The sequence below is a fragment of the Rhizobium sp. SRI_017 genome (assembly GCF_057586295.1).
Map to the genome: position 1 here is coordinate 268,185 of NZ_JBYCZP010000003.1, position 12,652 is coordinate 280,836.

The window sequence follows — 12,652 nt, forward strand, 5'->3', positions numbered from 1 at the left end:
GTGAACCCTTGGCCTAAGTTGGTGAGGGGTGAACGCCACTGCGAAGATGACCGAAGCTGGGCAATATTGGAGGACCAATGATCATCAACCCCATCCTGCCCGGCTTCAATCCGGATCCCTCAATCGTCCGCGTCGGGGATGATTACTACATCGCGACCTCGACCTTCGAATGGTATCCGGGCGTGCAGATCCATCACTCCAGGGATCTGGTGAACTGGACGCTCGCCAAGCGCCCGCTTGACCGCAAGAGCCAGCTCGACATGCGCGGCAATCCGGACTCGTGCGGCGTCTGGGCGCCGTGCCTCTCCTACGCCGATGGGCTGTTCTGGCTGGTCTATACCGACGTCAAGCGTTTCGATGGTTCGTTCAAGGATGCGCACAACTACATCGTCACCGCGCCCGTAATCGAGGGGCCGTGGTCGGATCCCGTCTATGTCAATTCCTCAGGCTTCGACCCTTCGCTCTTCCATGACGATGATGGCCGAAAATGGTTCATGCAGATGCAGTGGAACCATCGCAAGGAAGCTTTCAATACTCCGGGCCGGCATCCGGCCTTCGACGGCATTCTCTGCCAGGAATGGGACCAGAGGGCGAAGAAGCTCGATGGGCCGGTACACAATATCTATGGCGGCACCGAGCTCGGCCTCGTCGAGGGCACGCATATCTTCAAGAAGGACGGCTGGTATTACATCACCGCGGCAGAAGGCGGCACTGGCTATGACCACGCCATCTCGATGGGCCGCTCAATGAGCGTTCTCGGCCCCTACGAAATCCATCCCGACAAATATCTGGTGACGTCGAAGGACGCGCCGCATGCCATCCTGCAACGCGCCGGCCACGGCCAATATGTCGAGACGCCCGACGGACAGGCCTATGTTACGCATCTGCTCGGCCGACCTTTACCGCCGCATCGGCGCTGTACGCTCGGCCGCGAGACCGGCATCCAGAAGATCACCTGGCACGCCGATGGCTGGCCGCGGCTGGCCCATGGCAGCATGGTGCCGGCGGTTGAGGTGGTCGCGCCGGGCGACACCAAGCCGGTCGAGCGGCCGAAGACCGTATCCTATGGCTTTAACGAAAGCGCTCTGCATCAGGACTTCCAGTGGCTCCGCACGCCGGAGCCCGAGCGCCTGTTTTCGACGACGGCTAGGGCAGGTCACCTCAGGCTCACAGGCCGGGAGAGCATGGGCTCGTGGTTTGAATTCGCGCTTGTCGCACGACGCCAGGAGGATCATCGCTTCCGTGCCGAAACGGTGGTGGAATTCTCGCCCGAGACCTACCAACAGACAGCCGGCCTGACCCATTACTACAATCGCTACAAGTTCCATGCGCTCGGCATCACGCTGCATGAAAAGCTCGGCCGCGTGCTGGTGATCCAATCCTGCCCGGGCGAATATCCCTCCGGCAAGCTGAGCTTCCCGATCGACGGCGGCATTTCCATTCCGGATGGCCGCATCCATCTCGCGGTCGAAGTTGACGACAACGACCTGCAATTCTTCTGGCACACGGAAAGCGAGACGGAATGGAAGGCGGTCGGCCCGGTGCTCGACGGTGGCGTCGTATCCGACGAGGGCGGCGTGGGCGAGCATGGCTCCTTCACCGGAGCCTTCGTCGGCATGTTCGCCTATGACATTACCGGTGGTGGCAAGGCCGCGGATTTCGACAGTTTCAGCTATGCGAGACTTTGAGAATTCGACCCGGCCGGTTGGGGCATAAGCCACGTTGGCCGGGTCGCAAAGGGTTTAGTTGGCGAACTTGATGCCTGCCTTGACTTCCGTGATCGCCAGGCTGATCAGCGAGCGCGCCTTGACGCGGTGACCGCCCTTGTTGTCGTTGGCTTTGGCGAGATAGGCGTCGGCGGCGACGAGGTGGTCAAGTGCCGCCTTCATGTTGGGCTGGCTCTGTGCGATCGCTGTGACGCTTGCGCCGCCGACAATGCCGACCGCCATGGAAATGGCGATGATGGCCGAAGTCTTGATCTTGGTCATTGAGGCATCCTTCCCTGATAATCCTGACTTTCCCGTTCGTCTGTAACGGACGTCGGCAGCCTAGGATGGCGCGGCACCAAGCGCCAGAGGGTCTCGCGGCTTACCGATCACTTATCCGTAAGAATGCGGGCGCTTGGCCCTGGTAGCAAACGTTACAGCGCGAAAATCGCCTTTCCCTAAAAGTCGCGGGGCCACATCATTCGGGATGTGGCTCATCCCTCGCGAGCAGCGAGAGACTTGGAGGCTTTGAAATGAACATCAATTCACGGAGGGCGCCGACGGCATCATGCTTCGGCTCACATCTGATCCAGCATCATCCGTCTTCGCGGGCAGAAGCGATTGCTTCCGCCACAGCCCGTATCGGCACCTATCGGGCGCCGCCATCTATGCATGCCGAACCTCTGACATCCTTGATCGCCACGAGCCCATCGAGGGCGCGCGCATGAGGGTGATGAAATGGATCAAATATGCACTCATCGGCCTTGTGGTGATCTGCCTGGTCGCGGTCGGTGGCATCTATGCAGCGTCGGAATTGCGCCTTGCCAAGAGCTATGACTCGCCGGTCAAGGCCTTCGATGCCAAGGCATTTGGTATCACGCCCGCTGAGGCCGAGCGCCGCGCTGTAAGCATGATGTGTGCCGACTGCCACCAGAAGGCCGGACAAGTCCTGTTCGAAGCCGACGGGGTCGGTCGGCTCGTCACGTCGAATCTCACCCGTGTCGCAAAGGACTACACCGACGGTGAACTCGATCGTCTCATCCGCAAGGGCGTCAAGAAGGACGGCACGGCCGCACTCATCATGCCGGCGAAGACCTATGCCTATCTCGCCGACGAGGATGTGGCGGCGATCATCACCTGGCTGCGCAACCAGAAGGAGGAGGCGGATGCCGTGCCCGGTGGCACGACCTTCGGCCCGCTCGGGCGGCTGGCGCTGGCAACCAACCAGTTGCCCTTCGAGGCCGATCACCTGCCGGAGGTCGAGCCAGCGAAGGCGCGGCCGGATGATGTTGGTCGCTACCTGGTCAATGTGGCTTGCCTGCATTGCCACCAGATGAAGTCGGAACACGACACCGGCTTCATGAAGACGCCGGCCCTGGCCGCGATGGCGCAAGGCTACCGTTACGACCAGTTCGTGACGCTGCTGGCCACCGGAAAGGCGATCGGCGGGCGCGAAATGCCCTTTATGTCGAAGGTGTCGCGCGAAGCCTTCGCCTTCTACAGCGAAGCTGAGAAGCGGGCGATCTACGACTATCTCTCGGCGCAATAGCGAACAATCGGGATGTCGGCGCTGTCATGGCGCCGACAGGCATGCCTTGATCGAGCCGGCCAGCCCACGCATCAGCTCGATATAGAGATCCGGCCCTGCGGGGAGGGTGGCCGCTTCCGGATCGAGCGTGCCGCTCTTGGCCTGCGTGCCTTCGAGCACGACATTGACCAACTTCGGTTCGAATTGCGGTTCGGCGAAGACGCAAGAAGTTCCGAGCGTCTTGAGCTTTTCATGGATTTGGGAGATGCGCGCCGCGCCGGGCAGGGTCTCGGGCGAGACCGTGATCGAGCCCGCGACACGGATGCCGAACTCCTTCTCGAAATATTGGTAGGCGTCGTGGAAGACCACGATTGGCTTGTTCTTGACCGGCGCGACCGTGGCCTTCAGTTCCGCCGAGAGTGCGTCGAGTTTGGTCTCGAGCGCTGCCAGATTGGCGTCGTAGCGCGGGGCGTTGGCCGCATCGGCCTTGCCGAGAGCAGCCGCGATCGCCTTGGCGATCACCTTGGCGTTGCCGGTGTTCAGCCAGACATGGGCATCATATTCGCCGTCGTGATGATCATGCGCTTCTTCGGCATGCCCTTCGTCGCCGTCGTCATGCGGTTCGAAGGTGCCACCCTCGCGCATCGGCAGTCTTGCTAGGCCTGGAGCATCTTCGAGCTCGACCACTTTGGCGTCTGAAGACAGTGACTCGATCGGCTTTTCGAGGAATTTTTCAAGCTCCGGTCCGACCCAGAACACCAGGTCGGCATTCTGCAGCATCTCCGCATCGGCGGGCTTCATCTGATAGGTATGCGGCGAGCCGGCGCCCTTGAGGATCAGTTCCGGCTCGGCGATTCCCTTCATGATCGAGGCGACCAGGGAATGGATCGGCTTGATCGAGACCACGACCTGCGGCGCCGCCAGAGCGGCTGCAGGTGGGATCAACATCGTTGCGGCCAGCAGTCCCAGGGTCGGAAACAGTTTCCTCATCGCAGTACCTCGCTTGTAATGTTATGTTATTACATCAATTGCGTAATGCTATAACGTATGCGATAAGGGCTGCCAAGACGGCTTCAGGAAAAAAGATGCTGCAGAGAAATCCGACTGACGAATACCTCGTCGCTCTCGATGGCGCGGGCATCAGCCGCGCTGGCCGCTGGCTGGTGCGCGGCGTGACCTTCGATGTTCGCCGCGGCGAGATCGTCACCATGATAGGGCCGAACGGCTCTGGAAAATCGACCAGTGCGCGTATGGCGATCGGCCTCTTGCGACCCGACGAAGGCGAGGTGATGACCCGCGCTGGCCTGAAGATCGGCTATGTGCCCCAGAAGATGTCTGTGGATCGCACGATGCCGCTTACCGTCGAGCGGTTGATGACACTGACCGGGCCATTGCCGCGCAAGGAGATCGATGCCGCACTCTCCGAGACCGGCGTCCGTCATCTCGCCAAGGCCGAAGTGCAGAACCTCTCCGGCGGCGAATTCCAGCGCGCGCTGCTCGCCCGCGCCATTGCCCGCAAGCCGGATCTGCTCGTCCTCGACGAACCGGTGCAGGGCGTCGACTTCACCGGCGAGATCGCGCTTTACGAACTGATTACCGATATCCGGAACCGCACCGGCTGCGGCATCCTTCTGATCTCGCATGACCTTCATGTCGTGATGGCGGCGACCGACACGGTGATCTGCATGAACGGCCATGTCTGCTGTCGCGGCACGCCGGAAATGGTCAGCCAGTCGCCCGAATATCGCAGCCTGTTCGGCGGGCGTGCAGGCGGGGCGCTTGCTTTCTACAGCCACCACCATGACCACACCCATCTGCCGGATGGGCGGGTGCTGCATGAGGACGGGAGCGTGACGGATCATTGCCATCCGGAAGACGGGCATCACCAAGAGCATGAGCATGGCCCGGATTGCGGTTGCGGCCACGATCATTCGCGGCTGGTGAAGCCACATGTGTCGGGCGAGGACGCATCCGATGCTCGATGATTTCTTTACCCGTGCGCTGGTCGCCGGCATCGGCATTGCCATGACCGCTGGGCCGCTCGGCTGCTTCATCATCTGGCGGCGTATGGCCTATTTCGGTGACACGATGGCCCATTCGGCGTTGCTCGGCGTGGCCTTGTCGCTGTTGCTCGATATCAATCTCATCGTCGCGGTCTTTGCGGTCGCTTCGCTGGTCGCAATCCTGCTTCTGCTGTTGCAGCGGTCGGTGACGCTGTCGGCTGATTCGCTGCTCGGCATCCTCTCGCATGCGTCGCTCTCGGTCGGGCTGGTGCTGCTCGCCTTCATGACCTGGGTCCGGGTCGATCTCGTCAGCTTCCTGTTCGGCGATATCCTGGCCGTCAGCCGTTCCGACATCGACGTGATCTGGGGCGGCGGCGTGCTGGTGTTGATGGCGCTGGTCTATCTCTGGCGACCGCTGATTGCCTCGACGGTATCCGAGGACATCGCCGAAGCCGAGGGGCTCTCGCCCAAGCGGGCTCGGCTCTATTTCATGCTGCTGCTGGCGCTCGTTATCGCGATCGCCATGAAGATCGTCGGCATATTGCTGATCACCTCGCTTCTCATCATCCCCGCTGCAACTGCACGCCGCTGGTCGGGCTCTCCCGAAGTCATGGCGATCCTGTCTGCCGTGGTGGGCGCCGTGGCGGTGGTTGGCGGGCTCTTCGGCTCGCTCAGATTCGACACGCCGTCCGGGCCGTCGATCGTCGTGGCGGCGCTTGCGATCTTCGTGGTCAGCCTGCTGCCGCTCGGCCGCATGATCCGCCCCATGCCCGAAGGAGGCCTGCGATGAGCGCCTCGCCCGAACTCACCCGCAACCAGTCGCTGGTGCTCGGCATTCTCAAACAGACCGGCGCGCCGCGAAGCGCCTACGACATCCTCGACAGCCTGCGCGACGATGGCTTCCGCGCGCCGCTACAGGTCTATCGCGCACTCGACAAGCTGATGGAAATCGGCCTCGTTCACCGCCTCGAAAGCCTCAATTCCTTCGTGGCATGCTCCGATCCGCATGATCACGAGGCGCACAGCCATGGTGTCACAGCCTTCGCGATCTGCGACGATTGTGGCTCTGTCACCGAGTTCCATGATGATGCGATCGAAGGGCGTTTGACGGCCTGGCAGAAGTCCGAGCACTTCAAACCGGAGAAAACGACGATCGAAATCCGTGGCCATTGCCGGGCCTGCTCTTGATTAAGCAGTCGTTTGTGCTTGGTTGATCGCAAGTTAATCGAATCTCAAGTTGTGACACGTAATGATTCTCCCTCAGGACGCAGGCGCTTCGACCTGCAGAAACCGGGTGAGGGATGGGCAACCCGTTAGGAAGCCGAGGCAGCAAGTTTCGCGAGTCGAATCTGCGCTTCCGCTACAAAGTCATGCTTGGGGTCAGTGTTGCGGTGGCGATTTCGCTCTTCGCCGGCGCAAACGCCATTTTCAATGTCCGCCGCGTCGAGCAGTCGGTAACCTTCTCCTCCGAAGCCGCGTCGCCCCTGCTGATCGGTGTCATATCCCTGTCGGAGAGCTATCAGAAGCTCCAGTCAGTCTTCGATCCCGTCATCCGCAACTGCGCCGGACTGGAAGGCGCGACGCGGTTCCTCGCCAATTCGCAGACCGAGCAGAAGAAGAAGCTCGATAGCCTCAAGCGGATGGCGCTCGAGGCCAATGCGCTCAAGGAACTCAAGCGCTACGAGTTCTCGGGCCAGAAGATCTTCCGCACCCGGCAGGCACTGCTCGATCTGTGTCACGATTACACGACGACCCGAAGCCATTTTTCGTCGGCTGAGAAATCCATCCGCGTCGCCACCAATGCAATAGGCCTCAACGCCTCGACGAGTGTCTTTGCGCTCGAACAACGGATCGCCGATCTCTGGCGCAAGAAGACCTCACCGATGCCGCGCGGCACGCTCGCCAACTATGGTCTGTCGCGGACTCTCGACAGCGAGATCGGCGCTTTCTGGCGGCAGATCCGCGATTTCTACAAGATCCGCGTTCTCGTCACCGAACTCGGCGGTGCGGGAACCGTCATCGCCAATACGACCAAGTCCTATGAATTGGATCGCAGGCGCCGCAGCTACCTCACGAAGCTTCTTGCCTTCGAAACCACGATCGCCGCCGCCCGTCCCTATTACGTGAAGATCGAGCGCGGGCCGGAATATGCCATGCTGACTGCCATGGTGAGGCAGATGCGGTTCATGTTCGAAGACGGCCCTCGTTCGCTCTTCAAGTCGGCGTCGCTGCTTCATGAGATCGAAGGCCGACGCCAGAGCCTGGTCGAACGGCTGCAGCGCGAGCACGGCCAGTATTCGGTGGCCCTGCTCAACATCATGGATGTCGCCCAGCGCATCAACCGGCGCGCGCAGGTGCAGACGGAAAAGGACGCCAATCGTGCGAGTTGGGAGATCGGTAGCACTATGGCGGTCTTCACCATGTTCATGCTGCTCGTCGGCTGGTATTTCAAGAATGCGGTCACCCGGCCGCTTGAGATCCTCACCGGCAATGTTGACCGGCTGCGCCTGGCTCTACGCGACGATGGCGATCCGGTGGATGCGGCGCTGCTGAGGCGCGGCGACGAGATCGGTGACCTTGCTATCCAATTCTCCCGGACCTTCCAACTCCTGACACAGGCCCGGCGCGAACTGCAGGAAGCCTCACGTGCCGAAATCAGCCTGCAGCGCGACCGCCTGTATGGCGCGATCGAGAATATGCCGCAGGGCCTCTACATGCTCGATAGGGACGGCAAGATCATTGTCGCCAACCGGCGTCTGGCACAGATCTACAATCTCGACGACCGCAGCGACTTGGCGGGGCTGACCGTGCGGGATTTCATTTCGCTTTGCCGCCAGAACGGTGCGGGCGTGAAGCGGGTCATCTCCGACGAGACCGACAAGAACGACCGTACGCTCGACACCTCTCATCGTGTCGTCGAGCTCGACGACAGCCGCATCATGACGATGAAGGTCATGAAGCTGCCCGATGGCGGCCACGTGGTCACGCATGAAGACGTCACCGAAAAGCAGATGGCGAGCGAGAAGATCGCCCATATGGCGCTTCACGATGCCCTGACGGGTCTGGCGAACCGTGTCCTGTTCCGCAACCATGTCGATGAAGTGATCGCGCAATCAGGTGACGCGGCTGCGGCTCTGCTCTTCCTCGATCTCGATCGCTTCAAGATCGTCAATGACACGCTTGGCCATCCGATCGGCGATGCACTTCTCGTCGAGGTCGCGAACCGCTTCTGCCGCACGCTCGGGGACGATTGCTTTGCTGCCCGGCTCGGCGGCGATGAATTTGCGATCTACCATATCGGCAAGACGGAGGATGTCGAAGATCTAGCCCGCCGCATCATCGCTTGCATTGCGCAGCCTTTCGAGATCGAAGGTCACCACATCATCATCGGCACGTCGGTCGGCATTGCCCTGTCGCCGAGCGACGGCCGGGATGCCGATGAATTGCTGAAAAATGCCGACATGGCGCTCTATCGCGCCAAGCAGGAAGGGAAGGGCGGCTATCGCTTCTTCGAACCGGACATGGACCGGCGGATGCGCGACTGGCACGACATGGAGCGCGACCTGCGCGAGGCAATCGCGTTGGAGCAGTTCGAACTCTACTATCAGCCGCTGGTATCGCTCGAAGACCAGCGTGTTCTCGCCTTCGAGGCACTGATCCGCTGGCATCATCCGCTCCGCGGTTTCGTCTCGCCCGCCGAGTTCATTCCGGTTGCGGAAGAGACCGGCCTGATCAACGAGATCGGTGGCTGGGTGCTCGAAGCCGCCACCAAACAGGCCCTGTCGTGGCCGTCGGATATTTCCGTCGCGGTCAACGTTTCCCCTGTCCAGTTCCGCACTGGTCAGCTTCAGTTCAAAGTCGTCAGTGCGCTCAACAAATCGGGACTGCCGGCCGAGCGGTTGCTGCTGGAAATCACGGAAGGGGTATTCCTGCAGGATGGCGAGCAGACGGGTGCGGTGCTCAATGACCTCAAGGCACTCGGCGTGCGCTTCGCCATGGACGATTTCGGCACCGGCTACTCGTCGCTGAGCTATATCCGCAAATTCCCGTTCGACAAGATCAAGATCGATCAGAGCTTCGTGCGCGGCATGAACGACGATCCCGAATCCAAGGCCATCGTTCGCGCCGTCACCAATCTTTGCCGCGACTTGGGCATGAAGTCGACGGCCGAGGGCGTCGAGACGGAGGAGCAGGCGGCAATCCTGCGCAGCCTCGGTTGCGATACCGCCCAGGGCTATTACTTCGGCCGTCCGATGCGCGCTGTCGACACGCTCGCCCTGTTCGAGCAGCCCCAGCGCGCTACGGGCTGATTTCAGAGCGGCTTCAGGTCCCTCGCGAATCGACGCGCATTGGCGACATAGTGCTCGGCGGATTTGGTCAGGGCTTCAGCAGCCTTCTCGTCCAGTGTTCGAACGACCTTGGCCGGCGCACCGACGATCAGCGAATTGTCTGGAAATTCCTTGCCTTCGGTCACCAGCGAATTGGCCCCAACCAGGCAGTTCTTGCCGATCTTCGCACCGTTGAGGATGGTTGCACCCATTCCGATCAGCGAGTTGTTGCCGATCGTGCAGCCATGGATAATCGCATTGTGGCCAACCGTGCAATTGCTGCCGATCGTCGCCGGAAAGCCCATGTCAGTATGAATGGTGACTCCCTCCTGGATATTGGTGCCGGCGCCGATATCGATCAACTCATTGTCACCGCGGAGCACAACGCCAAACCAGATACCGACGCCCGAGCCCAATCGCACCTTGCCGATCACATGAGCGCCGGGCGCCACCCAATAGTCGCCATTGTCGGGCAATTGCGGCCGATCGTCGCCGAGGGCATAGAGCGTCATGCGAAATCCTTTTGATGGTTCCATGTTGGCGGAGGAACGGTGGCGGTCGCTTCGGCGTTAGCAGACGGGCTTGTGAGGCGCGCGGCAGTTGACTCGTCGGGCGATTCCGTCCAAGTGCTCGCACAAAGTCCGTGAACGCCACGCCTTTCCTAGGAGATTAGATCAGACCATGTTGGGCCTCGATTATGCGGCGCTTGCCGCCTTCCTGCAAGTCATCATGATCGACCTCGTGCTTGCGGGGGACAATGCCATCGTCATCGGCATGGCGGCCGCAGGCCTCGCACCGGACCTGCGTCGCAAGGCGATCCTGATCGGAATTCTCGCCGCCACCGTACTGCGCATCGTCTTCGCGCTGATGACCACCTGGCTGATGGGCATCATCGGCTTGATCCTGCTCGGCGGCATCCTGCTGCTATGGGTCTGCTGGAAGATGTACCGCGAACTCACGACCACCGAGCACCAGGTGCACGAGGCCGAGGAGGCGCTGGACAATTCCGACACCAATGCCGATGGCAGAATTGGCAGCAGGCCAGGCACCAAGACTCTTCGTCAGTCCGTGGTCCAGATCATCATCGCCGACGTGTCGATGTCGCTCGACAATGTGCTCGCCGTTGCCGGCGCGGCGAAGGATCATTTCTGGGCGCTGATCTTCGGTCTCGGCCTCTCCGTCGTGCTGATGGGCGTTGCCTCTGCCTTCATTGCCAAGCTTCTCAACCGCCACAAGTGGATTGCCTGGGTCGGCTTCGTCATCATCCTCTATGTCGCCGTCCGCATGATCTATGAGGGCGCCGACCAGGTGCTCGGCCATACGCTGCCGGCCATTCCGCTGCTCAAGAGCGGCGTGCCGGCGGTCCACTAGGAGCCGGCAAGAGAGAGTGCGTCCAAAACAAAAGGCGGCCCGCGCAAATGTCGGGCCGCCTTTCTGTTTCGGATCGCCTATTGCACCTCAGTTCAGCCGGTCGGTGGGCCATCGCTTCGGGTTCTGTGCCTCTTCGATGTCGACGGGCTTGCTGATGGGTTGAACACCAGCGGCTGCGACCTCGTCCATGACAGGATCGTCGGCGGGTGTCGAAACATTCGACCTGTCTCCGTCCGCAGCCCGGCGCATGGCGGTCCAGACGTCATCATTGTCTTCTTCCACAGCTCGCGGCGGAGGCGGTGGTGCTTCGCCGAAAATGGTGGCCTTGATCCTTTCGAGCAATGACATGTTCTGCTCCTTCTGTTCGATTGGGTCGTTTGCATTCTGACAATTCAATGGGCTCATGGTCGGAAGGTTCCGCCATCGCCTTCACGCGATTTGAAGCCCGAGTCGGTCCAGCCTATGGAAAATTGGCGACTGACGCGCTAGATGACCGGGAAAGTGGAAAGATGAAAGCGCTCATGAAGGCCGACACCTCGCTCTATAGGCTCGCTCCGGGACGGAAGCTGCTAGCCATTGCTCCGATGATGGACTGGACGGATAGGCATTGCCGGTTTCTCCATCGGTTGCTGACGCGCGAGAGTCTCCTCTATACCGAGATGGTGGTGGCCGATGCAGCGATCCACGGTAAGCGCGACCGGCTGCTCGGCTACGATCCGTCGGAGCATCCTGTTGCCCTCCAGCTCGGGGGCTCCGACCCAGTAAAGCTCGCTGAGGCGACCCGGATCGGCAGTGCGTTCGGCTATGACGAGATCAATCTCAATGTCGGCTGTCCGTCCGACCGCGTTCAGTCGGGGACGTTCGGTGCCTGCCTGATGCGTGAGCCGCGGCTGGTGGCGGATTGCATTGCCGCGATGAAGTCCGCGTCGGATGTGCCGGTGACGGTGAAGTGCCGCATTGGTGTCGATGACCAGGATCCTGAGATCGCTCTCGATACGCTGGCGGCGGATGTGCTCGCGGCGGGGGCCGATGCGATCTGGGTTCATGCCCGCAAGGCCTGGCTGCAGGGCCTGAGCCCCAAGGAGAACCGGGACATTCCTCCGCTCGACTATGACCGCGTCTATCGGCTGAAGCAGAAATATCCCGATGTGTTCATCGGGATCAATGGCGGGATCGCTAGTCTGGACGAGGCGGAAGCGCATTTCGCCCATGTCGACGGCGTGATGCTTGGGCGTGCGGCCTATCACAATGCAGCGCTGTTGGTGGATGCAGACCGTCGCGTCTATGGCGCGCCGAAAACCGTGGCAGACTGGGCCTTTGTCCGCGATGCGATGATGGAACATGCCGCGGCTCATATCGCCTCCGGCGGCCGGCTGGGTCACGTGACCCGCCACATGGTTGGCCTTTTCCAGGGCGTTGATGGGGCCCGCCGCTATCGCCAGATCCTTTCGACCGAGGCGACGAGGCCAGGCGCGGGGCCGGAGGTCATTGTCCGGGCTTTTGAGGCTGTGATGCCGTCGCTTCTGGCCGCCTAAACCGGGGGCTTTTCGCCCAGGCAACAGGTCGGCGCAGGCGCCTTTCCCTTGAGTTCGATGGAGCCGCGAGGTTCGAGCCGATACTTGCGGCTTGGCTCGCCCATGGATGCCGCCGGACGAAAGCAAGCCGGAACCATTCGGTCTCGGAGGCATTGGCCGATATCGGCAGATGCCGGATCGA

The 12,652-nt window shown here is 61.2% G+C and carries 12 protein-coding genes; 8 read left to right on the forward strand and 4 right to left on the reverse strand.

What is annotated here, in order from left to right:
• The first annotated feature begins 77 nt into the window (after positions 1-77).
• The gene (locus AC2YI2_RS09005; protein ID WP_487386127.1) at positions 78-1,688 is read left to right on the forward strand and encodes a glycoside hydrolase family 43 protein; all 1,611 of its coding nucleotides are present in this window, start codon (positions 78-80) and stop codon (positions 1,686-1,688) included.
• Positions 1,689-1,742: 54 nt separating this feature from the next.
• On the opposite strand, the gene AC2YI2_RS09010 is transcribed toward AC2YI2_RS09005, so the two are convergent.
• On the reverse strand, positions 1,743-1,988 hold the full coding sequence (locus AC2YI2_RS09010; RefSeq protein WP_487386128.1) for a hypothetical protein: 246 nt from the start codon (positions 1,986-1,988) through the stop codon (positions 1,743-1,745).
• A gap of 442 nt (positions 1,989-2,430) precedes the next feature.
• Between AC2YI2_RS09010 and AC2YI2_RS09015 the strand changes: the two genes are divergently transcribed.
• Positions 2,431-3,255, forward strand: a complete 825-nt coding sequence (locus AC2YI2_RS09015; protein WP_487386129.1) for a c-type cytochrome — start codon at positions 2,431-2,433, stop codon at positions 3,253-3,255.
• Positions 3,256-3,279: 24 nt separating this feature from the next.
• On the opposite strand, the gene AC2YI2_RS09020 is transcribed toward AC2YI2_RS09015, so the two are convergent.
• Positions 3,280-4,224 carry a zinc ABC transporter substrate-binding protein gene (locus tag AC2YI2_RS09020; protein ID WP_487386130.1) on the reverse strand — a complete coding sequence of 315 codons (945 nt, stop codon included), beginning with the start codon at positions 4,222-4,224 and terminating at the stop codon, positions 3,280-3,282.
• 95 nt (positions 4,225-4,319) lie between these two features.
• On the opposite strand from AC2YI2_RS09020, the gene AC2YI2_RS09025 reads away from it, so the two are divergent.
• From AC2YI2_RS09025 to AC2YI2_RS09040, 4 genes are all read left to right on the forward strand, one after another.
• On the forward strand, positions 4,320-5,219 hold the full coding sequence (locus AC2YI2_RS09025; protein WP_487386131.1) for an ATP-binding cassette domain-containing protein: 900 nt from the start codon (positions 4,320-4,322) through the stop codon (positions 5,217-5,219).
• Entirely contained in the window at positions 5,209-6,027 is an 819-nt protein-coding gene (locus tag AC2YI2_RS09030; RefSeq protein ID WP_487386132.1) for a metal ABC transporter permease, read from the forward strand. Before AC2YI2_RS09025 ends, AC2YI2_RS09030 begins: the two co-directional genes overlap by 11 nt.
• A complete protein-coding gene (locus AC2YI2_RS09035; protein ID WP_487386133.1) occupies positions 6,024-6,425 on the forward strand; it encodes a Fur family transcriptional regulator in 402 nt (133 codons plus the stop codon). Before AC2YI2_RS09030 ends, AC2YI2_RS09035 begins: the two co-directional genes overlap by 4 nt.
• A gap of 182 nt (positions 6,426-6,607) precedes the next feature.
• Entirely contained in the window at positions 6,608-9,547 is a 2,940-nt protein-coding gene (locus AC2YI2_RS09040) for a putative bifunctional diguanylate cyclase/phosphodiesterase (RefSeq protein WP_487386134.1), read from the forward strand.
• Positions 9,548-9,549: 2 nt separating this feature from the next.
• Here the strand turns inward: AC2YI2_RS09040 and AC2YI2_RS09045 are convergent, their stop codons facing one another.
• Positions 9,550-10,077 carry a gamma carbonic anhydrase family protein gene (locus tag AC2YI2_RS09045; protein ID WP_487386135.1) on the reverse strand — a complete coding sequence of 176 codons (528 nt, stop codon included), beginning with the start codon at positions 10,075-10,077 and terminating at the stop codon, positions 9,550-9,552.
• Between the two features lie 169 nt (positions 10,078-10,246).
• On the opposite strand from AC2YI2_RS09045, the gene AC2YI2_RS09050 reads away from it, so the two are divergent.
• Positions 10,247-10,936 carry a TerC family protein gene (locus AC2YI2_RS09050; protein ID WP_487386136.1) on the forward strand — a complete coding sequence of 230 codons (690 nt, stop codon included), beginning with the start codon at positions 10,247-10,249 and terminating at the stop codon, positions 10,934-10,936.
• Between the two features lie 87 nt (positions 10,937-11,023).
• On the opposite strand, the gene AC2YI2_RS09055 is transcribed toward AC2YI2_RS09050, so the two are convergent.
• Positions 11,024-11,284 carry a hypothetical protein gene (locus AC2YI2_RS09055; protein ID WP_487386137.1) on the reverse strand — a complete coding sequence of 87 codons (261 nt, stop codon included), beginning with the start codon at positions 11,282-11,284 and terminating at the stop codon, positions 11,024-11,026.
• A 161-nt stretch (positions 11,285-11,445) separates the two neighbouring features.
• Between AC2YI2_RS09055 and dusA the strand changes: the two genes are divergently transcribed.
• Positions 11,446-12,471, forward strand: a complete 1,026-nt coding sequence (gene dusA / locus AC2YI2_RS09060) for a tRNA dihydrouridine(20/20a) synthase DusA (RefSeq protein WP_487386138.1) — start codon at positions 11,446-11,448, stop codon at positions 12,469-12,471.
• Positions 12,472-12,652 lie beyond the last annotated feature (181 nt).

Excerpts from the sequence above, each read along its gene's own strand:
- AC2YI2_RS09040 (WP_487386134.1), top strand. The coding sequence starts at position 6,608 with ATGCTTGGGGTCAGTGTTGCGGTGGCGATTTCGCTCTTCGCCGGCGCA.
- AC2YI2_RS09005 (WP_487386127.1), top strand. The coding sequence starts at position 78 with ATGATCATCAACCCCATCCTGCCCGGCTTCAATCCGGATCCCTCAATC.
- AC2YI2_RS09055 (WP_487386137.1), bottom strand. The coding sequence starts at position 11,284 with ATGTCATTGCTCGAAAGGATCAAGGCCACCATTTTCGGCGAAGCACCA.
- AC2YI2_RS09045 (WP_487386135.1), bottom strand. The coding sequence starts at position 10,077 with ATGACGCTCTATGCCCTCGGCGACGATCGGCCGCAATTGCCCGACAAT.
- dusA (WP_487386138.1), top strand. The coding sequence starts at position 11,446 with ATGAAAGCGCTCATGAAGGCCGACACCTCGCTCTATAGGCTCGCTCCG.
- AC2YI2_RS09015 (WP_487386129.1), top strand. The coding sequence starts at position 2,431 with ATGAGGGTGATGAAATGGATCAAATATGCACTCATCGGCCTTGTGGTG.
- AC2YI2_RS09050 (WP_487386136.1), top strand. The coding sequence starts at position 10,247 with ATGTTGGGCCTCGATTATGCGGCGCTTGCCGCCTTCCTGCAAGTCATC.
- AC2YI2_RS09025 (WP_487386131.1), top strand. The coding sequence starts at position 4,320 with ATGCTGCAGAGAAATCCGACTGACGAATACCTCGTCGCTCTCGATGGC.
- AC2YI2_RS09030 (WP_487386132.1), top strand. The coding sequence starts at position 5,209 with ATGCTCGATGATTTCTTTACCCGTGCGCTGGTCGCCGGCATCGGCATT.
- AC2YI2_RS09035 (WP_487386133.1), top strand. The coding sequence starts at position 6,024 with ATGAGCGCCTCGCCCGAACTCACCCGCAACCAGTCGCTGGTGCTCGGC.
- AC2YI2_RS09010 (WP_487386128.1), bottom strand. The coding sequence starts at position 1,988 with ATGACCAAGATCAAGACTTCGGCCATCATCGCCATTTCCATGGCGGTC.
- AC2YI2_RS09020 (WP_487386130.1), bottom strand. The coding sequence starts at position 4,224 with ATGAGGAAACTGTTTCCGACCCTGGGACTGCTGGCCGCAACGATGTTG.